A 25,169-nucleotide genomic window follows, 5' to 3' on the forward strand; every position below is an offset into this window, starting at 1 on the left:
GGCAGTGGCCGCGCCCTTGCGGGTTGGCGGCGGGTTGTCATCAAAGTTGGGGGCTAACAGCAGGATTTCAAGAGCGGCTCGTGTCCTCGATCTTGAAATGCGCTCGAGCAGTGGCGATTGGCTCTGCGGCGGTGCTTTGCCACGCAGTGATCGCCACATTCGCCACGCGACGCCCCTGACGCCACACCTGGCAAGTGGCGTAAGTGTCGCGAAACTGGCCGGCGCGCAGGTAATCCAGAGAAAAGTCGATGATTTTCGGCAGTCCCGGCGCACCGGTAAACACCAGCAGGTGCAGCGCCGCAGCCAACTCCATGAAGCCTGCGATCACGCCGCCGTGCAGGGCCGGTAAAATGGGGTTACCAATGTTGTCTTTGTTGGCCGGAAGGCGAAACAACAATTCATCGCCCAGGCGCGTGCATTCAATGCCGATCAATTGGGCATACGGAACCAACTCGAGCAGCGCCGTATAGTCACCGCGCGCATGGGCCTGTTCAAGGCGGGTCTTGAATCGATGGGTCATGCCTGCGCTCCCTTGAGGGTATCGCCCAGCCCCTGCGTGCCCTTGAGACGCTTGCCCATGCGCATGAATGTACCGACTACATGGGCGATGGGGTGCTGCGGGTCCTCTTGGTAGGCAACGCCACGGGTGAAGATCACATCGGTGGTCACCCGATAGCATTGGGCGAAGCCGTAGACCGGCTGGTGAGGCGCCGCCGGGTGCATGTAGTCGATGCGCAGGTCTAGGGTCGGGCATACCTCGAAGTCCGCCAGTACACACAGGGTCGCCATGCCGCAGGCAGTGTCCATCAACGAGGTCAACGCGCCACCGTGTATCACGCCGGTCAGGGGGTCGCCGACGATCGCCGGGCCGTACGGCAGGATGAGCGTCATGCCTTGGGTATTGGCCTCATGAACGGTAATGCCCAACAGCTGGCAATGGCGCAATGCCGAAACGAAGCGTCGGGCACGCTCTAACAATGGATTTTCGCTCATTCGGTCCAGACTCTTATTAGTGTTGATCCGCGGAGTACGGGGTGCGGGCGAAAGTTCCTGGCAGGGTGCTGTTTATATATCTGCGTAATTAAAGGAACTAATGCTGAACCCTCAGGCTCGAAAGGCCAGTAGATATCTTCAATAAGGAGAAACACCCCATGCGCAAGACTTTAGCTATTTCCATGATGCTGGCCGCTGCTCTCGGTCTGGCTGCCTGCGACAAGAAATCCGAAGACAAAGCCCAAGACGCCGCTGCCCATTCTGAGCAAGCTCAGAAAGATATGGCCAAGGCTCAGGATAAAGTGAACGACGCTGCGAAAGAAAACGCCGATGCTGCCAAAGCTCAGGCCGAATCCAACGCTGCCGCCGCAAAAGAAGCAGCACCTGCCACCGGTTCCTGAGACCTGGCTTGAAGTAATCGTGCTGCAAAAAGAAAGCCCGCTCATATAGCGGGCTTTACTTTGCCTGGTATTTAACGCCAGTGGTTACAGCGTTAAGACACCGCGTCCTTCACCGGCTCCGTTAACGGCGTGTCGGTTGGCGTATAAACCATCACCTCCAGCACGTCGGAATGAAATTCGCGGCGATACAGCACGAACACCACGCCGGCACTCATCAACATGAACAACCAGGGGCTGACAAACCAGGCAAGCATGGTCATGCCGAAGTAATAAGAACGCAGTCCGAAGTTGAATTGATTGGCGGCCATTGAGATGACACGCGCCGCGCGCAAAGCAAACGCCTTGCGTTCCTGCTCAGACACATGCCGCTCGCCGATCATCGGCGCCGACCCTACCAGCACCGCCGCGAAGTTGTATTGGCGCATGCACCAGCTGAACGTGAAGAACGCGTAGACAAACACCAGCGCCAGGCACAGCAACTTGATTTCCGACATGCCCTGGGAGGCCTGCTGCACCATGGGAATATCCGCCAGCAATGACACTGCGCGCTCGGAAGCGCCAAGCACGGTCAGAATACCGGCGAGAATAATCAGGGTGCTGGAGGCGAAGAAGGAGGCATTGCGCTCCAGGTTGCCGATCACGCTGGCGTCGGCGATACGGTTGTCACGCAGCAACATGCGACGCATCCAGTCTTCACGGTAAAGATGCAGCACACTGGCCAGACACGCGGTGTCTCGGGCTTTCCAGGTGGCATAACGGGTATAGCCGCCCCAGCACAGGACGAACCAGAGGGCGGCAAGCAGGTGAATCTGATTGGTTTCGACGAACGACATGCGGAGCCTATGACAGGGTGAATGATGGCGTAATGCGCTATGACGGCGGGAGCGGCAAGCCCCTCCCACACTGATCCCTTCCAACTCTAGAGGGTGTAGTTTCATAAAGCATAAAAAATGCCCCGTATCGATTGATACGGGGCATTTCAGTAAACCTCGAACCTGGCGCGTTATGCGATCGCTTCGCTACGCTTGCCGAGCAGACGGTCTACCACTACCGCCACAACGAGAATCATCACCGACGGCACCAGCCAGGCCAGGCCTTGCTCGCTCAACGGCAGGTTCGCCAACTGCGCCGGCAACCAATCCGCCAGGCCCGCGCCCTTGAGCGCATCAATGCAACCGAAGATGAACGACACCAGCATCACCGGGCCGACGATCCGCCCCTGCTCCTGCCAGAAGCCTTTGCAGAAGCTCAGTGCCACCAGCACGATGCACGGCGGGTAGATCGCGGTGAGCACCGGGATCGAGAACGCGATCAGCTTGGTCAGGCCCAGGTTCGATACGAACAGCGAGAACAACGCCAGGATTACCACCAGGGTCTTGTAGGACAAGGGCAGCACGCGGCTGAAGTACTCGGCGCAGGCGCAGGTCAGGCCCACCGCCGTCACCAGGCACGCCAGGGAGATCAGCACGGCCAGGAAGCCGCTGCCCAGGGAACCGAAGGTGTGTTGCACATAAGCATGCAGCACTGCCGCACCGTTGCTGGCACCGGCTGCGACGGCATGGCTGCCCGAGCCGAGACGGAACAGGCTGACATATACCAGCGCCAGGCCCACACCGGCAATCAGGCCGGCAATGATCGCATAGCGAGTGATCAGCTTTGGAGACTCGACACCTCGTGAGCGAATCGCATTGACGATGACGATGCCGAATACCAGCGCACCCAGGGTATCCATGGTCAGGTAACCATTGATAAACCCTTGGGAGAATGGCGCAGCGACATATTCCGGGGTAGCGACACCCACATCGCCGGCCGGCAGGGCGAACGCAGCGATGCCGAGGATAGCCAGCGCGATAATCTTAAGCGGCGCGAGAAAACGCCCCACCGTGTCCAACAGGCGCCCGGGATACAGGGAGACAAAGAACACCACCAGGAAGTACACCGAGCTGTACAGGAACAGCGCCAGCGGGCTTTCGCCGGTCAAGGGCGCCAGGCCCACTTCAAAGGACACGGTCGCGGTACGCGGGGTAGCGAACAGCGGGCCTACCGCCAGGTACGCCGCCGCCGCGAGCAGGCCACCGGCGATCTTGCCGATCGGGCTGCTTAACGCGTCCATACCGCCACCGACCTTTGCCAGGGCAACTACGGTAACCACCGGCAGGCCGACCGCCGTGATCAGAAAACCCAGCGCCGCCATCCAGACGTGAGGCCCGGACTGCAAGCCAACGATAGGCGGGAAGATGATGTTGCCGGCGCCCACGAACAGGGCAAAAGTCATGAAGCCCAACGCCAGGATGTCCTGGCTTTTCAACACTTTCATTTAAGGAAATACCACACTGCTGAATCGGAATTTAGAGAGGGATTCCCTGTGGATGAGGGAAATACCGGCGGCCCTTTTGGGGACCGACCGTTCCAGCGCGCAGCGTCCTTTTGGGATGCGGGCGCATAAAGAGGCGGCCAGGGTACAGAATTAGGCTGACAAACGCACTGTTGCGGGGCGCACTGTCCGATAAGCGACATCTTGATGTCGCGTTTTCATACTTAATTTGGCAATACGACCACCTGTGGGAGGGGGCAAGTCCCCTCCCACATTGGATCGTGTACATCCAAGACGCACAAAGGCCACCCGAAGGTGGCCTTTGTGGGTGGAGCGTCAGTTAAGCGCGGGGCTTACTTGACAGCCCAACCGGTCAGCTCGGCCAGGGCCTTGCCGATGTCTGCCAGCGAACGCACGGTTTTAACGCCTGCGTCCTGCAGCGCAGCGAATTTCTCGTCTGCAGTGCCTTTGCCGCCAGAGATGATTGCGCCCGCATGGCCCATGCGCTTGCCCGCAGGGGCAGTCACACCAGCGATGTAGGAAACAACCGGCTTGGTCACGTGTGCCTTGATGTAGGCAGCCGCTTCTTCTTCAGCCGAACCGCCGATCTCACCGATCATTACGATCGCTTCGGTCTTCGGGTCTTCCTGGAACAGCTTCAGGATGTCGATGAAGTTGGAGCCTGGGATCGGGTCACCGCCGATGCCGACGCAAGTCGACTGACCGAAACCGGCGTCAGTGGTCTGCTTCACAGCTTCGTAGGTCAGGGTGCCGGAACGGGAAACGATACCGACCTTACCTGGCAAGTGAATGTGACCTGGCATGATGCCGATCTTGCATTCGCCTGGAGTGATCACGCCTGGGCAGTTAGGGCCGATCAGGACCACGCCCAGCTCGTCGCACTTAACTTTAGCGTCCAGCATGTCCAGGGTAGGAATGCCTTCGGTGATGCAAACGATCAGCTTGATGCCGCCGAATGCCGCTTCCAGGATCGAGTCCTTGCAGAAAGGAGCCGGAACGTAGATCACGCTGGCGGTGGCGCCAGTGGCGGCTACAGCGTCTTTCACGGTGTTGAACACAGGCAGGCCCAGGTGCTCGGTGCCGCCTTTGCCCGGTGTTACGCCGCCAACCATCTTGGTGCCGTATTCGATGGCTTGCTGGGTGTGGAAGCTACCTTGCGAACCGGTAATACCCTGGCAGATAACTTTGGTGTCTTTATTGATCAGGACGCTCATTATTTGCCCTCCGCAGCTTTGACAACTTGTTGAGCAGCGTCGGTCAGGCTGGTAGCCGCGATGATGTTCAAACCGCTTTCTGCCAGTACTTTAGCGCCCAGTTCAGCGTTGTTACCTTCAAGGCGAACAACAACCGGGATTTTAACGCCGACTTCTTTCACTGCACCGATGATGCCTTCGGCAATCATGTCGCAACGAACGATGCCGCCGAAGATGTTGACCAGTACTGCGGCGACGTTGGCGTCGGACAGGATGATCTTGAAGGCTTCGGTCACGCGTTCCTTGGTAGCACCACCGCCCACGTCGAGGAAGTTGGCTGGTTTGCCGCCATGCAGGTTGACGATGTCCATGGTACCCATGGCCAGGCCGGCGCCGTTGACCATGCAACCGATGTTGCCTTCCAGCGCTACGTAGTTCAGTTCGAACTTGGCAGCGTGCGCTTCGCGCGGATCGTCTTGCGACGGATCGTGGAAAGTCTTCAGCTTAGGCTGACGGTACATGGCGTTGGCGTCGATGTTGATCTTGGCATCAAGGCAGTGCAGGTCGCCGTCGGCCTTGATCACCAGCGGGTTCACTTCCAGCAGGGCCAGATCGTGATCCTGGAACAGTTTGGCCAGACCTACGAAGATCTTGGCGAACTGGGCAACTTGCTTGCCTTCCAGGCCCAGCTGGAAAGCCAGCTCGCGCCCCTGGAACGGCTGAGCGCCAACCAGTGGATCGATGGTGGCTTTCAGAATTTTTTCTGGGGTTTCGTGAGCGATCTTTTCGATGTCCACGCCACCTTCGGTGGACGCCATGAACACGATGCGACGGCTCGAACGGTCAACGACAGCGCCCAGGTACAGCTCTTTAGCGATATCAGTGCACGATTCAACCAGGATCTTGGTGACTGGCTGGCCATTGGCATCAGTCTGGTAAGTCACCAGACGCTTGCCCAGCCACTGCTGTGCGAAGGCCTTGGCGTCTTCTTTGCTGCGAACCAGCTTAACGCCGCCCGCTTTACCGCGACCACCCGCGTGGACCTGGGCTTTGACAACCCACTCGGTACCACCGATTTTGTCGCAAGCTTCTGCTGCTGCTTCCGGGGTGTCTACTGCGTAGCCCTTGGATACTGGCAGGCCGTATTCAGCGAACAGCTGCTTACCCTGATACTCGTGAAGATTCATGCTTTTTACCGTCTTCGTTAGGTACTGCGCATTCGGCGCTGCGCTCATTATGAGTGCCGCGCCACCTGTGACTGCTGCTTGCGCAACCTGCGGGGCTTATGGCCCGTAAAGCTGCGCAAGGCTGCGTCCAGCGGATATTCCGCGGTGAGTCTTGCGCGCAAGGCTCACGACGGGCAACTCCGCCGTGGTTTCTTATTATCTCGCTTAGCGCTTCTTGCGGTTGGCGATGTGGATGGCGCCGCCATTCACTGCCAATGCTGCTTCGTGCAACGCTTCGGACAGGGTCGGATGGGAGAAGACCATCATGCCCAGGTCCTCGGCACTGGTGCCGAATTCCATACCGATCGCGCCCTGCTGAACCAGTTCTGCTGCGCTTGGGCCAATCACATGCACGCCCAATACGCGATCAGTCTTGGCATCAGCGATGACTTTGACAAAACCACCGGTGTCGTTGGCTGCCATGGCACGGCCAGAAGCGGCAAACGGGAAGGTGCCGACGTTAACTTCAACGCCTTCAGCTTTCAACTGCTGTTCGTTCTTGCCGACCCATGCAATTTCCGGGTGGGTGTAGATAACCGAAGGGATCAGGTCGTAGTTCATCTGGGTCTTGTGGCCCTTGATGCGCTCGACCACCATGATGCCTTCTTCGGAAGCCTTGTGCGCCAGCATCATGCCGCGAACCACGTCACCGATGGCATACACGCCTGGAACGGTGGTAGCGCAGTGATCGTCAACGTGGATGAAGCCACGTTCATCGATGTTCACGCCGCTGTCGGCCGCCAGCAGATCTGTGGTCACCGGGCGACGGCCCACTGCAACGATCAGCTTGTCGAAGGTGATGGTTTGTTCGCCATCCTTGTCGGTGTAGGTCACGACCACTTCTTCGCCGTTGACCTTCGAGCCGGTTACGCGAGCGCCCAGCTTGATGTCCAGGCCCTGTTTGGTCAGGGTCTTGAATGCTTCCTTGGAGACTGCGGTATCGGCAGCCAGCAGGAACGTATCCAATGCTTCCAGAACGGTGACTTCAGCACCCAGACGGGACCACACCGAACCCAGCTCCAGACCAATCACGCCGGCGCCGATCACGCCCAGGCGCTTAGGCACGGCTTGGAATTCCAGGGCGCCGGTCGAATCGACGATCACGTTCTGGTCTACCGGGGCAGGTGGAATGTCGATCGGACGGGAACCTGGGGCCAGGATCACGTTTTCGGCTTCGATCACTTCAACCGAACCGTCAGGCTTGGTGATTTCGACTTTCTTGCCGGCCAGCAATTTGCCGTGGCCCTGCAGGGAAGTCACGCCGTTGGCCTTGAACAAGGTGGCAACGCCGGAAGTCAGGCCCTTAACGATATTGGCCTTGCGGCCGACCATCGCAGGGACGTCCATGGTCACGCCGGCGTGGTTGATGCCGTGGATGGCAAAACCGTCCTGCGCTTCGTGGAATTTCCAGGAGCTGTCCAGCAGCGCCTTGGAAGGAATGCAGCCAACGTTCAGGCAAGTACCGCCCAGCGCCAGTTTGCCTTCCTTGTCAGTGTATTTTTCGATGCAAGCAGTCGAGAGGCCCAGTTGTGCGGCCTTGATGGCGGCCACGTAGCCGCCAGGGCCCGCGCCAATCACTACAACGTCAAATTTCTGTGTCATAAAAGGTTCCCTTTTAGCAACAAGCTACAAGCCGCAAGCCACAAGTTTGAAACCCACCCGCTCTCGAGCCTGGGGCTTGTCGCTTGCAGCTTGCCGCTGCTTTTTAGATATCCAGAAGAAGACGAGCCGGATCTTCCAGCAGGTTCTTGATGGTCACCAGGAAAGTCACGGCTTCTTTACCATCGATCAGGCGGTGATCGTAGGACAGTGCCAGGTACATCATCGGGCGAATCACGACTTGACCGTTGACGGCCATCGGACGCTGGATGATGTTGTGCATGCCCAGGATCGCGGCCTGTGGTGGGTTGACGATCGGCGTCGACATCATCGAACCGAAGGTACCACCGTTGGTGATGGTGAAGGTACCACCGGTCATCTCGTCGATGGTCAGCTTGCCGTCACGGGCCTTCTTGCCGAAGGTGGCGATACCGCCTTCGATTTCAGCCAGGCTCATCAGTTCGGCGTTACGCAGGACTGGAACCACCAGGCCACGGTCGCTGGACACGGCAACGCCGATGTCTGCATAGCCATGGTAGACGATGTCGTTGCCGTCGATGGAAGCGTTGACGGCCGGGAAGCGTTTCAACGCTTCGGTGGCCGCTTTCACGAAGAACGACATGAAGCCCAGGCGCACGCCGTTGTGGCTCTTCTCGAACAGGTCCTTGTACTTCGAACGCAGGGCCATGACTTCGGTCATGTCGACTTCGTTGAAGGTGGTCAGCATTGCCATATTCGACTGGGCTTCAACCAGACGCTTGGCCACGGTGGCCCGTACACGGGTCATCGGTACGCGCTTCTCGGTGCGGTCGCCGGCGGCGAACACTGGAGCAGCGGCAGCCGGAGCGGCAGCCTTGGCAGGTGCGGCGGCCGGTGCAGCTTTTTTGGCGGCGATGGCGGCAACCACGTCTTCCTTGGTCACACGACCGCCTTTGCCGGTACCGGCGACGGAAGCGATGTTGATGCCGTTCTCTTCAGCCAGCTTGCGAGCGGCCGGGGCGGCGACAGGATCATCTTCGCCCGCGTCGGCGGCAGCAGCGGCCGGGGCGGCAGCCGGAGCAGCGGACGCTGCTGGAGCGGCAGCAGCAGCGCCGCCCTCTTCGATCGAGCCCAGTACCTGGTTCGACAGAACGGTAGCGCCTTCTTCGGCAACGATTGCACCCAGCACGCCGTCAGCTTCAGCCAACACTTCCAGCACGACTTTGTCGGTCTCGATGTCGACGATCAGGTCGTCACGCTTGACGGCCTCGCCTGGTTTCTTGTGCCAGGTGGCAACGGTGCCATCGGCAACCGATTCCGGGAATGACGGGGCTTTGATTTCGATAGCCATTATCTGTGGGTCCTTAAAATTCGGTTTCAGTCAGCGCGAAGGCGTTAAACAGTGAAAGCATCTTGCAGCAGTTTTTCCTGCTGCTCGGCGTGCATCGAGGCATAACCACACGCAGGTGCGGCAGACGCATCACGGCCGGCGTATTCCAGGCCCAGGGCCTTGTTATGGTTGCCGATGCTGCGACGCAGGTGATGCTGGCTGCTGTACCACGCGCCCTGGTTCATCGGTTCTTCCTGGCACCAGACCACATTCGTGAGGTTGGTGTAAGGCGCGATGACCTCCATCAGGTCGTCTTCCGGGAACGGGTAAAGCTGCTCGATACGCACGATGGCGATGTCTTCGCGGCCTTCGGCACGGCGCTTTTCCAGCAAGTCATAGTAGACCTTGCCGCTGCACAGGATCAGGCGAGTCACCTTGGCCGCGTCCAGCGTGTCGATTTCCGGAATCACGGTCTGGAACGAACCGTCCGCCAGATCTTCCAGAGTCGAGATGGCCAATTTATGACGCAGCAGCGACTTCGGCGTCAGCACAACCAGCGGCTTGCGCAGAGGACGAATCACCTGGCGACGCAGCAAGTGGTAGATCTGGGCCGGGGTGGTCGGTACGCAGACCTGAATGTTGTGCTCGGCGCACAGCTGCAGGTAACGCTCCAGACGCGCCGAGGAGTGCTCAGGGCCCTGACCTTCATAACCGTGTGGCAGCAACATGGTCAGACCGCACAGGCGGCCCCACTTGTGCTCGCCGCTGGTGATGAACTGGTCGATCACCACCTGGGCACCGTTGGCGAAGTCGCCGAACTGGGCTTCCCAGATCACCAGCGCGTTTGGCGTGGTGGTCGAGTAACCGTATTCGAATGCCAGTACGGCTTCCTCGGACAGGAACGAATCGTACAGGTCGAAACGTGGCTGGCCTTCGTACAGGTTCTGCAGCGGCACATAGGTGCTGGCGTCTTTCTGGTTGTGCAATACCGCGTGACGGTGCGAGAACGTACCGCGGCCGATGTCCTGGCCGGTCATGCGGATCGGGTGACCTTCGAATGCCAGGGTCGCGTACGCCATGGTTTCGGCGTAACCCCAGTTGATCGGCAGGCCGCCGGCTTGCATCTTCTGACGGTCTTCGTAGATCTTCGAGACCTGACGCTGAACCACAAAGCCTTCCGGAATTTCCAGCAGCTTGGCGGACAGTTCCTGCAGGGTCTTGAGGTCGAACGAGGTGTCGTGACGCGCGGTCCAGGTGTGACCCAGGTAAGGGCGCCAGTCAACGAACAGCTCTTTGTTCGGCTCTTTGACCAGGCTTTTCACTACGTGCAGACCGTTGTCCAGCGCGTTGCGGTATTCGTCGACTTTCGCCTGAACACGCGCTTCGTCCACCACGCCGGCCTTGGTCAGGCTTTCGGCATACAGCTCGCGGGTAGTGCGCTGCTTGGCGATCTGCTGGTACATCAACGGCTGGGTGCCGCTTGGCTCGTCCGCTTCGTTGTGACCGCGACGACGGTAGCAGACCAGGTCGATCACCACGTCACGCTTGAACTGCATGCGGTAGTCAACAGCCAGTTGGGTCACGAACAGCACGGCTTCCGGATCATCGCCATTCACATGGAGGATCGGCGCCTGGATCATCTTGGCAACGTCGGTGGCGTACTCGGTGGAACGCGCGTCCAGCGGGTTGCTGATGGTGAAGCCCACCTGGTTGTTGATGACGATGTGAACGGTACCGCCGGTCTTGAAGCCGCGAGTCTGCGACATCTGGAAGGTTTCCAGAACCACGCCCTGACCGGCGAATGCCGCGTCACCGTGGATGGAAATCGGCAGAACCTTTTCACCGGTGGTGTCGTTACGACGGTCCTGGCGAGCACGCACCGACCCCTCGACCACTGGCGAAACGATTTCCAGGTGGGATGGGTTGAATGCCATGGCCAGGTGAACTTCACCGCCGGTGGTCATCACGTTGGACGAGAAGCCCTGGTGGTATTTAACGTCACCGGAACCCAGCTCGACCTTCTTCTTGCCTTCGAACTCGTCGAACAGCTCACGCGGGTTCTTGCCGAAGGTGTTGACCAACACGTTCAGGCGACCACGGTGGGCCATGCCGATCACGACTTCCTTGGTACCGTAGGAACCGGAACGCTGGATCAGCTCATCAAGCATCGGGATCAGGCTTTCGCCGCCTTCCAGGCCGAAACGCTTGGTGCCCGGGTATTTGGTCCCCAGGTATTTCTCCAGGCCTTCAGCAGCAGTCACGCGCTCGAGCAGGTGGCTGCGAACATCAGCGGACAACGCCGGGCGGCCGCGCACGCCTTCCAGGCGATGCTGGAACCACTGGCGCTGCTCGGAATCGGTGATGTGCGTGAATTCAGCGCCGATGGTGCGGCAATATGTCTGCTGCAACGCTTCGTGAATTTCGCGTAGGCTCGCTTCCTCTTTGCCGATGAACAGGTCGCCGGCACGGAAGGTCGTATCAAGATCGGCATTGGTCAAGCCGTAATGATTGATCGACAGGTCAGCCGGTGCAGGACGCTGCCAGAGCCCCAGCGGGTCAAGCTGGGCCGCCTGGTGGCCACGCATCCGGTAGGCCTGGATCAGTCGCAGTACTTCAACTTGCTTCTTCTCATGCTCACTGCTCACGCTGCCGGCGGAAACCGGCTGGGCGCGGCGCTGGTTCTTTGCCAGCAGCACGAACTGATCGCGAATTGTTGCGTGCGATACATCGGTGGCAGCGTTGCCGTCTGAAGACAACGTCTGAAATTTGGTGCGCCATTCTTCTGGCACAGCGTTAGGGTCGTGCAGGTAGAGCTCATAAAGCTCTTCCACATAGGCAGCGTTACCACCTGAAAGATAGCCGCTGTTCCACATGCGCTGCATCACGCTTTCTTGCATGCTTGGTCACCCTCGATTTGGGGACACCACCGGCGAAAACACCGAGTTTGCTTGCAAAAGGCCAAGTGCAGCGACCAAAACAAGCCACTTAGGATCACGCTGATAGTTCGGGTACCAACCCGAATGCCCCTGCTTGTCTCATTTCTTCAAAATAAGAGCTGCGGCTTTGTAAGTCGCTGCTCAAGTTAAAACTACGGCGCCGGTTGAAGCCTGCGCCGCAGCATTTACGGGCACAACGGTCCTGCCTTTACTACAACGTCAGTTACACGCCGCTCTGCAGCAGCATGTTACGGATGTGACCAATGGCCTTAGTCGGGTTCAGGCCCTTGGGACATACGTTGACGCAGTTCATGATCCCGCGGCAGCGGAATACGCTGAACGGGTCATCCAGCGAAGCCAGACGCTCAGACGTCTTGGTGTCACGGCTGTCTGCCAGGAAGCGGTACGCTTGCAGCAGGGCAGCAGGACCCAGGAACTTGTCCGGGTTCCACCAGAAGGACGGGCAGGAGGTCGAGCAGCAGGCGCACAGAATGCACTCGTACAGACCGTCGAGCTTGTCGCGCTCTTCCGGGGACTGCAGACGCTCGATGGCCGGGGCCGGCGTGTCGTTCTGCAGGAACGGCTTAACTTTCTCGTATTGCTTGTAGAAGATGCTCATATCGACAACCAGGTCACGGATAACCGGCAAACCTGGAAGTGGACGAACGATCAGCTTGTTGCCTTTCACCACGGCGGACAGCGGCGTGATGCACGCCAGGCCGTTCTTGCCGTTGATGTTCATGCCGTCGGAGCCGCAGACACCTTCACGGCAGGAGCGACGGTAGGAGAAACCCTCGTCCTGCTCTTTGATCAGGGCCAGCACGTCCAGCACCATCAGGTCTTTACCACCGGTATCGACCTGGAATTCCTGCATGAACGGCGCAGCGTCCTGATCAGGGTTGTAGCGATAAACACTGACTTTCAACATGGCAGCCACCCTTAGTAAGTCCGAATCTTCGGTTCAAAGGTCGGAACCGTTTTCGGCGAGAAGTTCACGGCACGCTTGGCAACGCGCTTTTCACCCGGGAAGTACAGGGTGTGGCACAGCCAGTTCTCGTCGTCGCGGTCTTCGTAGTCTTCACGCGCGTGCGCACCACGGGATTCCTTACGAACCTCGGCGGCAATCGCGGTCGCTTCGGCCACTTCCAGCAGGTTTTGCAGTTCAAGGGCTTCGATACGAGCGGTGTTGAACGCCTGGCTCTTATCGTTGATCTTGACGTTGGCGATGCGCGTACGCAGGTCGGCCAGTTGGGCGATACCCTTCTGCATGTATTCGCCGGTACGGAATACACCGAAGTAGTTCTGCATGCAGCTTTGCAGCTCGCGACGCAGGGTTGCCACGTCTTCGCCATCGGTGCGCTCGTTCAGAGCGGACAGGCGCGCCAGGGCGGCCTCGATGTTGGCGTCGGTGGCGTCGTCGTACTCGATACCGTCGGTCAGCGCCTTCTCGAGGTGCAGGCCTGCCGCACGACCGAATACCACCAGGTCGAGCAACGAGTTACCGCCCAGGCGGTTGGCACCGTGAACCGATACGCATGCCACTTCACCCACTGCGAACAGACCAGGGATGATGGTGTCAACGCCATCGGCATCCTGAGTGATCGCCTGGCCATGGATGTTGGTCGGCACGCCGCCCATCATATAGTGGCAAGTCGGAACAACCGGAACCGGAGCAACTACCGGGTCAACGTGCGCAAAAGTCTTGGACAGTTCGCAGATGCCTGGCAGACGGCTGTGCAGCACTTCTTCGCCCAGGTGATCGAGCTTGAGCATCACGTGGTCGCCATTCGGACCGCAACCGTTGCCGGCGATGATCTCTTTAACCATCGAACGGGCAACAACGTCACGACCGGCAAGGTCCTTGGCGTTCGGCGCATAGCGCTCCATGAAACGCTCGCCATGCTTGTTGATCAGGTAACCACCTTCACCACGGCAACCTTCGGTCACCAGTACGCCGGCGCCGGCAATACCGGTCGGGTGGAACTGCCACATTTCAATGTCCTGCACCGGCACGCCGGCACGCAGGGCCATACCTACACCGTCGCCGGTGTTGATCAGGGCGTTGGTGGTGGATGCATAGATACGGCCCGCACCGCCGGTGGCCAGAACGGTAGCCTTGGCGCGAATGTAGGTGGTTTCGCCGGTTTCGATGCAGATGGCGATCACACCGACGAACTCGCCTTGGGAGTTCTTGACCAGGTCAACCGCGTAGTACTCGTTCAGGAACGTGGTACCGGCTTTCAGGTTGCCCTGATAAAGGGTGTGCAGCAGCGCGTGGCCGGTACGGTCGGACGCGGCGCAGGTACGGGCAGCCTGCCCGCCTTTACCGTAATCCTTCGACTGGCCGCCGAACGGACGCTGGTAGATACGGCCTTGCTCGGTACGGGAGAACGGCAGACCCATGTGGTCCAGCTCGAACACCGCCGCAGGGCCTTCCTGACACATGTACTCGATCGCGTCCTGGTCACCGATGTAGTCGGAACCCTTGACGGTATCGTACATGTGCCAGCGCCAGTCATCGTTCGGGTCGGCGGACGCGATGGCGCAGGTGATGCCACCCTGAGCCGACACGGTGTGAGAGCGCGTCGGGAACACCTTGGTGATCACGGCAGTCTTGTGACCGCCCTGGGCCAGCTGCAGCGCAGCGCGCATGCCGGCACCGCCGCCACCAATAATGATGGCGTCGAAGGAAATAGTTGGAATGTTAGCCATGACTCAGATACCCCAAAGAATCTGCACACCCCAGACGAAGTAAGCGAACATCGCGATGCCGCATACTGCCTGGAAGAGGAAACGTACTGCAGTCGCGGACTTGCCCAGCGCCATTGGCGTGAGGTAGTCGGTCGCGATGGTCCACATGCCGACCCAGGCGTGAGCGCCCAGGGCCACAAGTGCCAGCAGACTGAAGATTCGCATCGCATTGTGAGCAAACAGGCCGTGCCATTGCTCATAGCCGATGCCCGGGTTTGCGACGAGGTATCCGATCAGGAAAATGAAATAAGCCGCGAGAACAACCGCAGACACACGCTGCGCCATCCAGTCGTAGAGGCCCGAACGCGATAGGTTCGTAACGCTGGTTACCATATCCAAACTCCTGCCAGAACGATCAGCACCACGGAAATGGCGATGATGATTTTCGAGCCCAGGCGGCCGCCTTCCAGCGTCTCACCGATGCCCATGTCCATGATCAAGTGGCGCACACCGGCTACCAGGTGATACAGCAGAGCGGACAGGAGGCCCCATGCTACGAACTTGGCCAGCGGGCTGGTCAAGTATGCCTTCACCTCGGCGTAACCTTCCTCGGAACCCAGGGATTTGCTCAATGCGTAAAGCATGATGCCCAAGCCCAGGAACAGGATGATGCCGGAAACACGGTGCAGGAACGACGTAACGCCGGTGATGGGGAGTTTGATGGTCCTTAGGTCTAGGTTTACAGGTCGTTGGCTATTCTTCACGGCTTTTTTTCACACTGAAGAGCCCCTAACAATCAGGGCAAAGTTGTAGGGGAGTGCACTGGTCAGGTAAGCACCACCCAGGGAGTGCGACCCCCAATGAAAGCAAGCCCAAAAGCCCTTGGCGGTCGGTGGCCGAGTATAGACAGTTAGGTTACTAATGACAACGCGCGCTCCTCACCCTAATAGCGGATTGCGCTGACGGGATAAAAGGCGTAAATGGCAGTTAATTTCGACGAAAAAGTATGGTTAAAGCCTTCTGGAGCAAGACTTTAGGCAAATTGACATCTGAATTTATCTCACTATAGTGGTGCGGGCCCTGCGTGGGGGGTCTGTCTGATGATTTGAAGCATAAATAGGAGGCCACATGGCTGACAAAAAAGCGCAGTTGATCATCGAGGGCGCAGCCCCCGTCGAGCTGCCCATTTTAACCGGCACCGTTGGTCCCGATGTTATCGACGTACGGGGCCTGACGGCCACGGGCCGTTTCACGTTCGACCCAGGCTTCATGTCGACCGCCTCTTGCGAGTCGAAGATCACCTATATCGACGGCGACAATGGCATCCTGCTGCACCGGGGCTACCCGATCGAGCAACTGGCTGAAAAATCGGACTACCTGGAAACCTGCTACCTGCTGCTCAATGGCGAATTGCCAACAGCCGAGCAGAAAGCCCAGTTTGTCAGCACCGTGAAGAACCACACCATGGTTCACGAGCAGTTGAAGACCTTCTTCAACGGCTTCCGTCGCGACGCCCACCCGATGGCCGTCATGTGCGGCGTGGTCGGCGCCCTGTCGGCCTTCTATCACGACTCCCTCGACATCAATAACCCGCAGCATCGCGAAATCTCCGCGATCCGCCTGGTTGCCAAGATGCCGACCCTGGCCGCAATGGTTTACAAGTACTCCATGGGCCAACCCATGATGTACCCGCGCAACGACCTGACGTACGCGGAAAACTTCCTGCACATGATGTTCAACACCCCGTGCGAGATCAAACCGATCAGCCCGGTACTCGCCAAGGCCATGGACCGGATCTTCATCCTCCACGCCGACCACGAGCAGAACGCCTCCACCTCCACCGTGCGTCTGGCCGGCTCTTCGGGTGCCAACCCGTTCGCCTGTATCGCCGCCGGTATCGCCGCGCTCTGGGGCCCTGCCCACGGCGGTGCGAACGAAGCCGTGTTGACCATGCTCGATGAAATCGGCGATGTCTCGAACATCGACACCTTCATCGCCAAGGCCAAGGACAAGAACGATCCGTTCAAGCTGATGGGCTTCGGTCACCGGGTCTACAAGAACCGCGACCCGCGTGCCACCGTGATGAAGCAGACCTGCGACGAAGTGTTGAAGGAACTGGGCATCAAGAACGACCCGCAACTCGAACTGGCCATGCGCCTGGAAGAGATCGCCCTGACCGACCCGTACTTCATCGAACGCTCGCTGTACCCGAACGTCGACTTCTACTCGGGGATCATCCTCAAGGCGATCGGCATTCCAACCAGCATGTTCACCGTGATCTTCGCCCTGGCGCGGACCGTGGGCTGGATCTCCCACTGGAAAGAAATGCTCTCCAGCCCGTACAAGATTGGCCGCCCGCGCCAGCTGTACACCGGCTACGAGTCGCGTGACATCACCAAGCTGGAAGATCGGCACTAAATCCCAGCCAGAAAAAACGGCCTCCTGATGAGGCCGTTTTTTTTGGCTGGAATTTAGTGCGCTGCAAGCTTCCAGCTATAAGCCGCAAGCAAAAAAATACCCCTGTATCTCCACAGGGGTATCTCTCTACACACCACCGCTTCTAACTTACAGCTTGAGGCTTGCCACTTGCGGCTGCATCAATGATTCACTGCCCCACTCGCCCCCAGGCCCGTCTGTGAACGCACAAACTGCGGGAAGTACAGCGCACGCTCTTTCTCTGCCGCCGCCGACTTATCGGTGATGGAGAAGAACCAGATGCCGATGAACGCGATGATCATCGAGAACAGCGCCGGGTACTCGTACGGGAAGATGGCCTTTTCATGATGCAGGATCGAGACCCAGATGGTCGGCCCCAGGACCATCAGGCCCACGGCACTGACCAGGCCCAGCCAACCGCCGATCATGGCGCCACGGGTGGTGAGGTTTTTCCAGTACATGGAAAGCAGCAGCACCGGGAAGTTACAGCTGGCGGCTATGGAGAACGCCAGGCCCACCATGAACGCAATGTTCTGGCTTTCGAACAGGATACCCAGGCCGATCGCCAACACACCCAGGGCCACGGTAGTGATCTTCGACACACGAATCTCATCTTTCTCGTTGGCCTTGCCTTTCTTGATCACGCTGGCATACAGGTCGTGAGACACCGCCGATGCACCCGCTAGGGTCAAACCGGCCACCACCGCCAGGATAGTGGCAAATGCCACGGCCGAGATGAAGCCCAGGAAGATACTGCCACCCACCGCGTTGGCCAGGTGCACCGCCGCCATGTTGTTACCGCCCAGCAAGGCGCCTGCAGCATCCTTGAATGCCGGATTGGTGCTGACCAGCAGGATCGCGCCGAAGCCGATGATAAAGGTCAGGATATAGAAGTAGCCGATAAAGCCCGTGGCATACAGCACGCTCTTGCGCGCTTCCTTGGCGTCGCTCACCGTGAAGAAGCGCATCAGGATATGCGGCAGGCCGGCGGTGCCGAACATCAGCGCCAGGCCCAGGGAGAATGCGGAGACAGGGTCTTTCACCAGGCCGCCGGGGCTCATGATCGCCTCACCTTTAGGGTGAACCTTGATCGCCTCGGAGAACAGCGTGTTGAAATCGAAGTTGACGTGCTTCATTACCATCAGCGCCATGAACGAGGCACCCGACAGCAACAGCACCGCCTTGATGATCTGCACCCAAGTGGTCGCGAGCATGCCGCCGAACAGCACGTACAGGCACATCAGGATACCCACCAGGATCACCGCCACATGGTAGTCCAGGCCGAACAGCAGCTGGATCAGCTTGCCCGCCCCCACCATCTGTGCGATCAGGTAGAACGCCACCACCACCAGCGAACCACAGGCCGACAGGCTGCGGATCTGGGTCTGGCCCAGGCGGTAGGACGCCACGTCAGCAAAGGTGTATTTGCCCAGGTTACGCAGGCGCTCGGCGATCAGGAACAAAATGATCGGCCAGCCCACCAGGAAGCCGATCGAGTAGATCAGCCCGTCGTAGCCAGACGTGAACACCAGCGCGGAGATCCCCAGGAACGAGGCCGCCGACATGTAGTCACCGGCGATCGCCAGGCCGTTCTGGAAACCGGTGATCTTGCCGCCGGCCGCGTAGTAGTCGGCCGCCGACTTGTTGCGCTTGGAGGCCCAGTAGGTAATGCAAAGAGTTGCACCGACGAAGACCACAAACATCACGATGGCCGAGACGTTCAGCGGTTGCTTGTGCACTTCACCGGTCAATGCGTCGGCCGCCCACAGGGCGGGAGCAAAAAGCGAAGCGCCGAATACTGCCAGTAGACGACGGATCATTGCGCAGCCTCCTTGAGAATCGCATTGTTCAGGTCGTCAAACTCGCCATTGGCCCGACGCACATAGATGGCGGTGAGGACGAAGGCGGAGACGATCAACCCGACACCCAGGGGAATCCCCCAGGTAATCGACGAACCAGGGCTGAGTTTGGCCCCCAGCACTTGAGGCCCGTAGGCGATCAACAGGATGAAGCCGGAGTAGAGCCCTAGCATGATGGCCGAGAGAATCCAGGCGAATCGCTCCCTTTTCCTCACCAGCTCCTTGAAGCGCGGGCTGTTTTGAATCGATAGGTAAATGCTGTCGTTCATTGTTTTTATCCTCGCAGCACAGCTTTTTTATTATTGGAACGTAGCCACTGTATGCGGCTCTGGAACAGGTTCCAGACGACCTTAGTAGTAGATCGAGTGTAGCGAGGGATTGGCGGCGCGAATGAAGATTTGCAGGAAACAGAAATTAATGTGGGAGAGGGCTTGCCCCCTATGGCGTTGAGTCAGTCAGATCACTGACAACTGACACTCCGCTATCGGTGGCAAGCCCTCTCCCACAGGGGTTGTATCAAGACATCGGGGGGTTACTTACCGGTCCACTCGGCAACGCGCTCAGGGTGCTTGGCGACCCAATCCTTGGCCGCGGCGTCAGGCTTGGCGCCCTCCTGGATGGCGAGCATGACTTCGCCGATTTCATCCTTGGAGGCCCATTGGAATTTTTTCAGGAAGGCCGCAACTTCCGGCGCTTTAGCCTCCAGGCCTTTGCTGCCGATGCTGTTGACGGTTTCAGCCGCGCCATAGACGCCTTTTGGATCGTCAAGGAAGCGCAGTTTCCACTTGGCGAACATCCAGTGCGGCACCCAACCGGTAACGGCAATGGATTCCTGCTTGTCTTCGGCACGAGTCAACTCGGCGATCATCGCCGCGCCCGAGCTGGCCTGCAGTTTGTAATCGAGGCCGTACTGCTTGATGGCTTCGTCAGTCTTGAGCATCACGCCTGAACCGGCATCGATGCCGACGATCTTGTTCTTGAAGGTGGTATCGGTCTTGAGGTCCTCAATGGACTTGGCCTTGACGTACTCCGGCACAATCAAGCCGATCTTGGCGTCCTTGAAGTTGGGGCCGTAATCGACCACTTTGTCCTTGTTCTTGGCCCAGTACTCGCCGTGGGTCACCGGCAACCAGGCCGAGAGCATCGCGTCGAGCTTGCCGGTGGCCACGCCCTGCCACATGATCCCGGTGGCGACCGCCTGCAGTTTCACGTCATAACCGAGCTTCTCTTTGATCACCTCAGCCGCCACATGGGTGGTGGCAACGCTGTCGGACCAACCGTCCACGTAGCCGATGCTCAGGGTTTTGCTGTCGGCGCTGGCCAGTGTGGAGCTCATCGCAACCACCAGAGTGGCAGCTGCGCCCAAGAGTCGTCGCATCTTCATCGTACTTCCCCGAAAGTGCTGCGCCCGGCGAATGCCGAGCGACGTCAACCTGTTGTTATGTGGTGCACCGCGCCCCCTTCACGCGCTGAATCCGGCTGCTGATCCATCAGTGGAGTGCTGACACTTGGATCATCGGCCTGCAGCATCCATCGACCTGCTCTGTCAGCGACCTCGTACAAGCAGGAAACGACATCACATAGCCAGTAGGACGCTTTACTGAACGCTCGTTCAAAAACCCGCCCGAACTTTGCATGTCAAAATCGTGCGGCTCCCCTTGAGCCGCACATTTGCAGGTAAGATGCGCGCCTTTGCTCTCCCAGATAAGCCGACCATGCCCGCGACTGCCCGCTTCCCTGCCCTGCCCTATGTGTTCGCCCTGTTTTTCGGCCTGCTGGCTCTTATCGGCTATTGGTACGGCCTCGGCCGCCCCGTGGTGTTGCCGGATGTCGCCAGTGCCAGTCACAAGTTGCAATGTGCGTCCTACACGCCATTCGACAAGGACCAATCCCCCTTCGACCAGCCGTTCACACTGCGCCCGGCGCGCATGGACGCCGACCTGGCCTTGCTGGCCACGCGCTTCGAATGCATTCGCACCTACTCCATGACCGGCCTGGAAGGCTTGCCGGCCCTGGCGCGCAAACACGGCCTGAAGCTGATGATCGGCGCCTGGGTCAGCAGCGACCCGCTGGCCACCGCAAAGGAAATCGACCTGCTGATCGCGTCGGCGAACGCCAACCCGGATGTGGTCAGCGCCGTGATCGTCGGCAACGAGGCGCTGCTGCGCAAGGAAGTCACCGCCGGGCAACTGGTGAAGCTGATCCAGAAAGTCAAAAGCCAGATCCGGCAGCCGGTCACCTACGCCGACGTCTGGGAATTCTGGCTGCAGCACCCGGAAATCGCCCCGGCCGTGGATTTCCTGACCATTCACCTGCTGCCCTATTGGGAAGACGACCCGTCCGGCATCGACCAGGCACTCCAGCATGTGGGCGACGTACGGCAGACGTTCGGCAACAAATTTGCGCCCAAAGACGTGCTGATCGGTGAAACCGGCTGGCCGAGCGAAGGCCGCCAGCGCGAAACAGCGCTGCCGAGCCGGGTCAACGAGGCCAAGTTCATGCGCGGTTTCGTGGCCATGGCCGAAGCCAACGGCTGGCACTACAACCTGATCGAAGCGTTCGACCAACCCTGGAAACGCGCCAGTGAGGGCGCCGTGGGCGGCTATTGGGGCCTGTTCGATGCCGATCGCCAGGACAAGGGCATCCTTGCCGGCCCGGTCAGTAATGTGCCGTACTGGCCACTGTGGCTGGGCGTAGGCGGTGTGATCCTGCTGGGTACGTTGGTACTCGGCGGACGTGTTCGCAGCACCCGCGCTGCGCTGGCCCTGCCGTTGCTGGGGGCCGTGGCGGCGTGCTCGATAGGCAGCTGGGCCGAGCTGACCCGCCTGACTGCACGCTTCAACGATGAATGGGTATGGGCCGGCCTGCTGATAGCGCTCAATCTGCTGGTACTGGCCCATGCCGCATTGGCCCTGAGCCCTCGCGAGGGGTGGCGCGAGCGCGCGTTCAACTGGCTGGAACACCGCGCGGGCTGGTGGGTGGCGCTCGCCGGCTTTGCTGGCGCAGTGATGATGCTGGCGCTGGTATTCGACCCGCGCTACCGCAGTTTTCCCAGCGCCGCACTGGTGTTGCCGGCGCTGGTGTACCTGGTGCGCCCGGTCACCGGCCCGCGTCGGGAGATTGCGCTGCTCACCTTCATTATCGGCGCCGGCATTGCGCCGCAGTTGTACCGTGAAGGTTTGCTGAACCAGCAGGCGTGGGGTTGGGCAGTGGTCAGCGGGTTGATGGTGGTTGCGTTGTGGCGTTGCCTGCGGATGCGCAGGGCTTAAGACTGCTATCGGGGGCAAGCCCCCTCCCACAGTTGATTGGGTTTACACATTTCCAATTGTGAATACCGGCAAATGTGGGAGGGGGCTTGCCGCCGATTGGCCCGATCAAACGCCCCGAGGCTGCCTGACCAACCGCAACCCCGCAATCACCACCGCAAACACCGCAAGGGTGGTGTTGTACAACGCGAGCGCCGGCAGGCCGAACACCAGCGCCGCTACCGCCAGGCCCCAGCCAGTGCGGCCCGCTACGAAAAATGCGAGCACCGAGGTCACCAGCGCCGCCCAGCCCAGTGCTTTGAAATGGATCATCAAGCCCAGGTTCGAGCGCAGCTGGCATTCCCAGCGACTGGCCTCGTCAACGCAAATACCGACCCACCGGCCATCCTCCATAAACCCGTAACGCGCGGCATAGCTGGCAGCCAGCCAAAGTGGCAAGGCAATAAGCAGCAAAATCAATGGCAAACGACGGGACATGGAGGACTCCGATAGGCAAAAACGGCGCTCAGCTTAATGCGCCGACGGCCGTTAGCAAGGTACATACACACAATTAGTATTCACCCGGACGTTGCAGAGTGTATCTTCTGGCGACTATTACCCCGATTCCGACGTTTTTTCCGACTTTTCGCACTGAGTGCTGGCACTTCGGTGGTACGGCGGTGGTCATAGCCTGCGAACTTCATTCAGCACGTTTCCTCTTAGGGATTAAGTCATGCTCCGTTCCTTGCGCTGTGCTGCCTTACTGGGCAGCCTTTTTTTGAGTGCGTCAGCACTGGCCGTCGACATCGACCAAGCCAGCTATGGCTACCCTTTGACCAACCCGTTCGAAGCGACCATTGCCACGACGCCGCCGGACCTTCGGCCTACGCTGCCGACCGACGACCAGATCAACCAATCCGACTACACCCTGAACATGCGCCCCGAGCGCGAGTTCAGCCTGCCGGACAACTTCTGGGCGGTGAAGAAACTCACGTATCGCATCGCCAAGCAAGACCGCGCCGCGCCGCTGATCTTCCTGATCGCGGGCACCGGCGCGCGCTATGACAGCAGCCTCAACGAGTACTTGAAAAAGCTGTATTACCAGGCCGGCTACCACGTGGTGCAATTGTCGTCGCCCACCAGTTTCGACTTCATCAGCGCCGCCTCGCGCTTCGCCACCCCAGGCATCACCCAGGAAGACGCCGAGGACATGTACCGCGTAATGCAGGCGGTACGCGCGCAGAACGCTTCGTTGCCGGTCACCGACTTCTACCTCACCGGCTACAGCCTCGGTGCCCTGGATGCGGCCTTCGTCAGCAAACTGGACGAGACCCGTCGCAGCTTCAACTTCAAGAAAGTGCTGCTGCTCAACCCGCCGGTCAACCTGTACACCTCGATCACCAACCTCGACAAGCTGGTCCAGACCGAGGTCAAGGGCATCAACAACACCACGACGTTCTATGAGCTGGTGCTGAACAAGCTGACTCGTTACTTCCAGCAAAAGGGCTATATCGACCTTAACGACGCCCTGCTCTACGACTTCCAGCAATCCAAGCAGCACCTGACCAATGAACAAATGGCCATGCTGATCGGCACCTCGTTCCGCTTCTCCGCGGCCGATATCGCCTTTACCTCGGACCTGATCAACCGCCGCGGCCTGATCATCCCGCCGAAGTACCCGATCACCGAAGGCACCAGCCTTACACCGTTCCTCAAGCGCGCACTGCAATGCGATTTCGACTGCTACCTCACCGAACAAGTGATCCCGATGTGGCGCGCGCGCTCCGACGGCGGCAGCCTGCTGCAACTGGTCGACCAGGTCAGCCTGTATGCGCTCAAGGATTATCTGCACGCCAGCCCGAAAATCGCCGTCATGCACAACGCCGACGACGTGATCCTGGGCCCGGGCGACCTGGGCTTCCTGCGTAAAACCTTCGGCGATCGCTTGACCGTCTACCCACTGGGCGGCCACTGCGGCAACCTCAATTACCGCGTCAACGCCGACGCCATGCTGGAGTTCTTCCGTGGCTAAATATCTTCTGCTGCTCGCCGCCCTGATGTGCGCAGGCGTGGCCAATGCCGACAACAGCAAGGCTCACGAGCCGACGCAATTGGGCGATGACGGTTTCAAACAACCGCTGACCAAGCTCAAGTTCAATCCGGGCCTGGACCAGCGCGAGTTCGAACGCTCCTCGCTCACCGCACTTAACGTGTATGACCCGCTGGAGTCGTGGAACCGCCGCGTTTACCACTTCAACTACCGCTTCGACCAGTGGGTGTTCCTGCCGGTGGTCAACGGCTACACCTACGTCACCCCAAGCTTCCTGCGCACCGGTGTGAGTAACTTCTTCAACAACCTGGGCGATGTGCCCAACCTGATGAACAGCCTGTTGCAACTCAAGGGGCATCGCTCGCTGGAGACCACCGGGCGCCTGCTGGTCAACACCACCATCGGTATCGCCGGCTTGTGGGACCCGGCCACCGCCATGGGCCTGCCGCGCCAGAGCGAAGACTTCGGCCAGACCCTGGGCTTCTACGGCGTGCCGGGCGGCGCCTACCTGGTGCTGCCGATCTTCGGCCCGTCGAACCTGCGCGACACCACCGGCTTGCTGGTGGACTACACCGCCGAGTCGCAGATCAACTTCCTCAATGTCTCCGAAGTCAGCTCCAACCACCCGGAGATCTGGGCCCTGCGCGCGGTGGATAAGCGCTACCAGACCAGCTTCCGCTACGGTCAGATGAACTCACCGTTCGAATATGAAAAGGTGCGCTATATCTATACCGAATCGCGCAAGCTGCAGATCGCGGAATAAATAACGTGTCCAGTCCTGAAATAGGTTTACACCTGCTTCAGTCTCATAACGCCCGATGCACCGCATCGGGCGTTTTGTATTTCAAGGCCATATGAGGTCGTTTGTGGTTATAGATCTCGACCGACTCGTCAAT

Annotated in this window: 23 protein-coding genes; 5 read left to right on the top strand and 18 right to left on the bottom strand. The window is 59.4% G+C overall.

Features of this window, described 5'->3' with window-relative positions; translation table 11 throughout:
* Positions 1 to 67: 67 nt before the first annotated feature.
* Positions 68 to 520: a PaaI family thioesterase gene (locus G7025_RS15065; protein WP_181079965.1), complete on the bottom strand. Its 453-nt coding sequence runs from the start codon at positions 518 to 520 to the stop codon at positions 68 to 70.
* Positions 517 to 993 (bottom strand): PaaI family thioesterase, encoded by a 477-nt coding sequence (locus G7025_RS15070; protein ID WP_181079966.1) that lies wholly within the window; start codon positions 991 to 993, stop codon positions 517 to 519. Before G7025_RS15070 ends, G7025_RS15065 begins: the two co-directional genes overlap by 4 nt.
* A gap of 158 nt (positions 994 to 1,151) precedes the next feature.
* On the opposite strand from G7025_RS15070, the gene G7025_RS15075 reads away from it, so the two are divergent.
* On the top strand, positions 1,152 to 1,394 hold the full coding sequence (locus G7025_RS15075) for a hypothetical protein (RefSeq protein WP_181079967.1): 243 nt from the start codon (positions 1,152 to 1,154) through the stop codon (positions 1,392 to 1,394).
* A gap of 92 nt (positions 1,395 to 1,486) precedes the next feature.
* Here G7025_RS15075 and G7025_RS15080 read toward each other — a convergent pair whose 3' ends face one another.
* The 11 genes from G7025_RS15080 to sdhC form a co-directional block, all read right to left on the bottom strand.
* Positions 1,487 to 2,227 (bottom strand): DUF599 domain-containing protein, encoded by a 741-nt coding sequence (locus G7025_RS15080; RefSeq protein ID WP_181079968.1) that lies wholly within the window; start codon positions 2,225 to 2,227, stop codon positions 1,487 to 1,489.
* A 170-nt stretch (positions 2,228 to 2,397) separates the two neighbouring features.
* Entirely contained in the window at positions 2,398 to 3,711 is a 1,314-nt protein-coding gene (brnQ, locus tag G7025_RS15085) for a branched-chain amino acid transport system II carrier protein (protein ID WP_181079969.1), read from the bottom strand.
* A 350-nt stretch (positions 3,712 to 4,061) separates the two neighbouring features.
* Positions 4,062 to 4,943, bottom strand: a complete 882-nt coding sequence (gene sucD, locus G7025_RS15090; RefSeq protein ID WP_003172813.1) for a succinate--CoA ligase subunit alpha — start codon at positions 4,941 to 4,943, stop codon at positions 4,062 to 4,064.
* Entirely contained in the window at positions 4,943 to 6,109 is a 1,167-nt protein-coding gene (sucC, locus tag G7025_RS15095; protein ID WP_060754516.1) for an ADP-forming succinate--CoA ligase subunit beta, read from the bottom strand. The genes sucD and sucC overlap by 1 nt, the downstream gene beginning before the upstream one ends.
* Before the next feature lie 204 nt (positions 6,110 to 6,313).
* The gene (gene lpdA, locus G7025_RS15100; RefSeq protein ID WP_181079970.1) at positions 6,314 to 7,750 is read right to left on the bottom strand and encodes a dihydrolipoyl dehydrogenase; all 1,437 of its coding nucleotides are present in this window, start codon (positions 7,748 to 7,750) and stop codon (positions 6,314 to 6,316) included.
* Between the two features lie 103 nt (positions 7,751 to 7,853).
* The gene (odhB, locus tag G7025_RS15105) at positions 7,854 to 9,077 is read right to left on the bottom strand and encodes a 2-oxoglutarate dehydrogenase complex dihydrolipoyllysine-residue succinyltransferase (RefSeq protein WP_181079971.1); all 1,224 of its coding nucleotides are present in this window, start codon (positions 9,075 to 9,077) and stop codon (positions 7,854 to 7,856) included.
* 44 nt (positions 9,078 to 9,121) lie between these two features.
* A complete protein-coding gene (locus tag G7025_RS15110; protein ID WP_181079972.1) occupies positions 9,122 to 11,953 on the bottom strand; it encodes a 2-oxoglutarate dehydrogenase E1 component in 2,832 nt (943 codons plus the stop codon).
* A gap of 262 nt (positions 11,954 to 12,215) precedes the next feature.
* Entirely contained in the window at positions 12,216 to 12,920 is a 705-nt protein-coding gene (locus tag G7025_RS15115) for a succinate dehydrogenase iron-sulfur subunit (protein WP_034096664.1), read from the bottom strand.
* An 11-nt stretch (positions 12,921 to 12,931) separates the two neighbouring features.
* Entirely contained in the window at positions 12,932 to 14,704 is a 1,773-nt protein-coding gene (sdhA, locus tag G7025_RS15120) for a succinate dehydrogenase flavoprotein subunit (protein WP_181079973.1), read from the bottom strand.
* A 3-nt stretch (positions 14,705 to 14,707) separates the two neighbouring features.
* Positions 14,708 to 15,076: a succinate dehydrogenase, hydrophobic membrane anchor protein gene (gene sdhD, locus G7025_RS15125; protein WP_003233245.1), complete on the bottom strand. Its 369-nt coding sequence runs from the start codon at positions 15,074 to 15,076 to the stop codon at positions 14,708 to 14,710.
* Complete coding sequence (sdhC, locus tag G7025_RS15130) at positions 15,070 to 15,447, bottom strand: succinate dehydrogenase, cytochrome b556 subunit (protein WP_181079974.1); 378 nt, start codon at positions 15,445 to 15,447, stop codon at positions 15,070 to 15,072. The genes sdhD and sdhC overlap by 7 nt, the downstream gene beginning before the upstream one ends.
* A 364-nt stretch (positions 15,448 to 15,811) precedes the next feature.
* Here sdhC and gltA point away from each other — a divergent pair, with 364 nt between their 5' ends.
* On the top strand, positions 15,812 to 17,101 hold the full coding sequence (gene gltA, locus G7025_RS15135) for a citrate synthase (RefSeq protein WP_034137560.1): 1,290 nt from the start codon (positions 15,812 to 15,814) through the stop codon (positions 17,099 to 17,101).
* A gap of 179 nt (positions 17,102 to 17,280) precedes the next feature.
* Here gltA and G7025_RS15140 read toward each other — a convergent pair whose 3' ends face one another.
* The 3 genes from G7025_RS15140 to G7025_RS15150 form a co-directional block, all read right to left on the bottom strand.
* Positions 17,281 to 18,939, bottom strand: coding sequence for a cation acetate symporter (locus G7025_RS15140; RefSeq protein WP_181079975.1), 1,659 nt, complete (start codon positions 18,937 to 18,939; stop codon positions 17,281 to 17,283).
* Positions 18,936 to 19,247: a DUF485 domain-containing protein gene (locus G7025_RS15145; protein WP_181079976.1), complete on the bottom strand. Its 312-nt coding sequence runs from the start codon at positions 19,245 to 19,247 to the stop codon at positions 18,936 to 18,938. Before G7025_RS15145 ends, G7025_RS15140 begins: the two co-directional genes overlap by 4 nt.
* A gap of 263 nt (positions 19,248 to 19,510) precedes the next feature.
* Positions 19,511 to 20,362, bottom strand: coding sequence for a glycine betaine ABC transporter substrate-binding protein (locus tag G7025_RS15150; protein ID WP_181079977.1), 852 nt, complete (start codon positions 20,360 to 20,362; stop codon positions 19,511 to 19,513).
* Between the two features lie 331 nt (positions 20,363 to 20,693).
* Between G7025_RS15150 and G7025_RS15155 the strand changes: the two genes are divergently transcribed.
* The gene (locus tag G7025_RS15155; RefSeq protein WP_181079978.1) at positions 20,694 to 22,247 is read left to right on the top strand and encodes a glycoside hydrolase family 17 protein; all 1,554 of its coding nucleotides are present in this window, start codon (positions 20,694 to 20,696) and stop codon (positions 22,245 to 22,247) included.
* Between the two features lie 105 nt (positions 22,248 to 22,352).
* Here the strand turns inward: G7025_RS15155 and G7025_RS15160 are convergent, their stop codons facing one another.
* A complete protein-coding gene (locus G7025_RS15160) occupies positions 22,353 to 22,721 on the bottom strand; it encodes a hypothetical protein (RefSeq protein ID WP_181079979.1) in 369 nt (122 codons plus the stop codon).
* A 235-nt stretch (positions 22,722 to 22,956) separates the two neighbouring features.
* Between G7025_RS15160 and G7025_RS15165 the strand changes: the two genes are divergently transcribed.
* Positions 22,957 to 24,255, top strand: coding sequence for a serine/threonine protein kinase (locus G7025_RS15165; protein ID WP_181079980.1), 1,299 nt, complete (start codon positions 22,957 to 22,959; stop codon positions 24,253 to 24,255).
* A complete protein-coding gene (locus G7025_RS15170; RefSeq protein WP_181079981.1) occupies positions 24,248 to 25,036 on the top strand; it encodes an MlaA family lipoprotein in 789 nt (262 codons plus the stop codon). The genes G7025_RS15165 and G7025_RS15170 overlap by 8 nt, the downstream gene beginning before the upstream one ends.
* Positions 25,037 to 25,079: 43 nt before the next feature.
* Here the strand turns inward: G7025_RS15170 and G7025_RS15175 are convergent.
* On the bottom strand, positions 25,080 to 25,169 hold a 90-nt coding region (locus G7025_RS15175), incomplete at its 5' end, for an integrase core domain-containing protein (RefSeq protein WP_181079982.1).

The sequence above is a fragment of the Pseudomonas lurida genome (assembly GCF_013522705.1).
Taxonomy (GTDB): domain Bacteria; phylum Pseudomonadota; class Gammaproteobacteria; order Pseudomonadales; family Pseudomonadaceae; genus Aquipseudomonas; species Aquipseudomonas quebecensis.

What these genes read in the sequence shown, in the direction of transcription:
- G7025_RS15065 (WP_181079965.1), bottom strand. Translation starts at nt 520, where the DNA reads ATGACCCATCGATTCAAGACCCGCCTTGAACAGGCCCATGCGCGCGGT.
- G7025_RS15070 (WP_181079966.1), bottom strand. Translation starts at nt 993, where the DNA reads ATGAGCGAAAATCCATTGTTAGAGCGTGCCCGACGCTTCGTTTCGGCA.
- G7025_RS15075 (WP_181079967.1), top strand. Translation starts at nt 1,152, where the DNA reads ATGCGCAAGACTTTAGCTATTTCCATGATGCTGGCCGCTGCTCTCGGT.
- G7025_RS15080 (WP_181079968.1), bottom strand. Translation starts at nt 2,227, where the DNA reads ATGTCGTTCGTCGAAACCAATCAGATTCACCTGCTTGCCGCCCTCTGG.
- brnQ (WP_181079969.1), bottom strand. Translation starts at nt 3,711, where the DNA reads ATGAAAGTGTTGAAAAGCCAGGACATCCTGGCGTTGGGCTTCATGACT.
- sucD (WP_003172813.1), bottom strand. Translation starts at nt 4,943, where the DNA reads ATGAGCGTCCTGATCAATAAAGACACCAAAGTTATCTGCCAGGGTATT.
- sucC (WP_060754516.1), bottom strand. Translation starts at nt 6,109, where the DNA reads ATGAATCTTCACGAGTATCAGGGTAAGCAGCTGTTCGCTGAATACGGC.
- lpdA (WP_181079970.1), bottom strand. Translation starts at nt 7,750, where the DNA reads ATGACACAGAAATTTGACGTTGTAGTGATTGGCGCGGGCCCTGGCGGC.
- odhB (WP_181079971.1), bottom strand. Translation starts at nt 9,077, where the DNA reads ATGGCTATCGAAATCAAAGCCCCGTCATTCCCGGAATCGGTTGCCGAT.
- G7025_RS15110 (WP_181079972.1), bottom strand. Translation starts at nt 11,953, where the DNA reads ATGCAAGAAAGCGTGATGCAGCGCATGTGGAACAGCGGCTATCTTTCA.
- G7025_RS15115 (WP_034096664.1), bottom strand. Translation starts at nt 12,920, where the DNA reads ATGTTGAAAGTCAGTGTTTATCGCTACAACCCTGATCAGGACGCTGCG.
- sdhA (WP_181079973.1), bottom strand. Translation starts at nt 14,704, where the DNA reads ATGGCTAACATTCCAACTATTTCCTTCGACGCCATCATTATTGGTGGC.
- sdhD (WP_003233245.1), bottom strand. Translation starts at nt 15,076, where the DNA reads ATGGTAACCAGCGTTACGAACCTATCGCGTTCGGGCCTCTACGACTGG.
- gltA (WP_034137560.1), top strand. Translation starts at nt 15,812, where the DNA reads ATGGCTGACAAAAAAGCGCAGTTGATCATCGAGGGCGCAGCCCCCGTC.
- G7025_RS15140 (WP_181079975.1), bottom strand. Translation starts at nt 18,939, where the DNA reads ATGATCCGTCGTCTACTGGCAGTATTCGGCGCTTCGCTTTTTGCTCCC.
- G7025_RS15145 (WP_181079976.1), bottom strand. Translation starts at nt 19,247, where the DNA reads ATGAACGACAGCATTTACCTATCGATTCAAAACAGCCCGCGCTTCAAG.
- G7025_RS15150 (WP_181079977.1), bottom strand. Translation starts at nt 20,362, where the DNA reads ATGAAGATGCGACGACTCTTGGGCGCAGCTGCCACTCTGGTGGTTGCG.
- G7025_RS15155 (WP_181079978.1), top strand. Translation starts at nt 20,694, where the DNA reads ATGCCCGCGACTGCCCGCTTCCCTGCCCTGCCCTATGTGTTCGCCCTG.
- G7025_RS15160 (WP_181079979.1), bottom strand. Translation starts at nt 22,721, where the DNA reads ATGTCCCGTCGTTTGCCATTGATTTTGCTGCTTATTGCCTTGCCACTT.
- G7025_RS15165 (WP_181079980.1), top strand. Translation starts at nt 22,957, where the DNA reads ATGCTCCGTTCCTTGCGCTGTGCTGCCTTACTGGGCAGCCTTTTTTTG.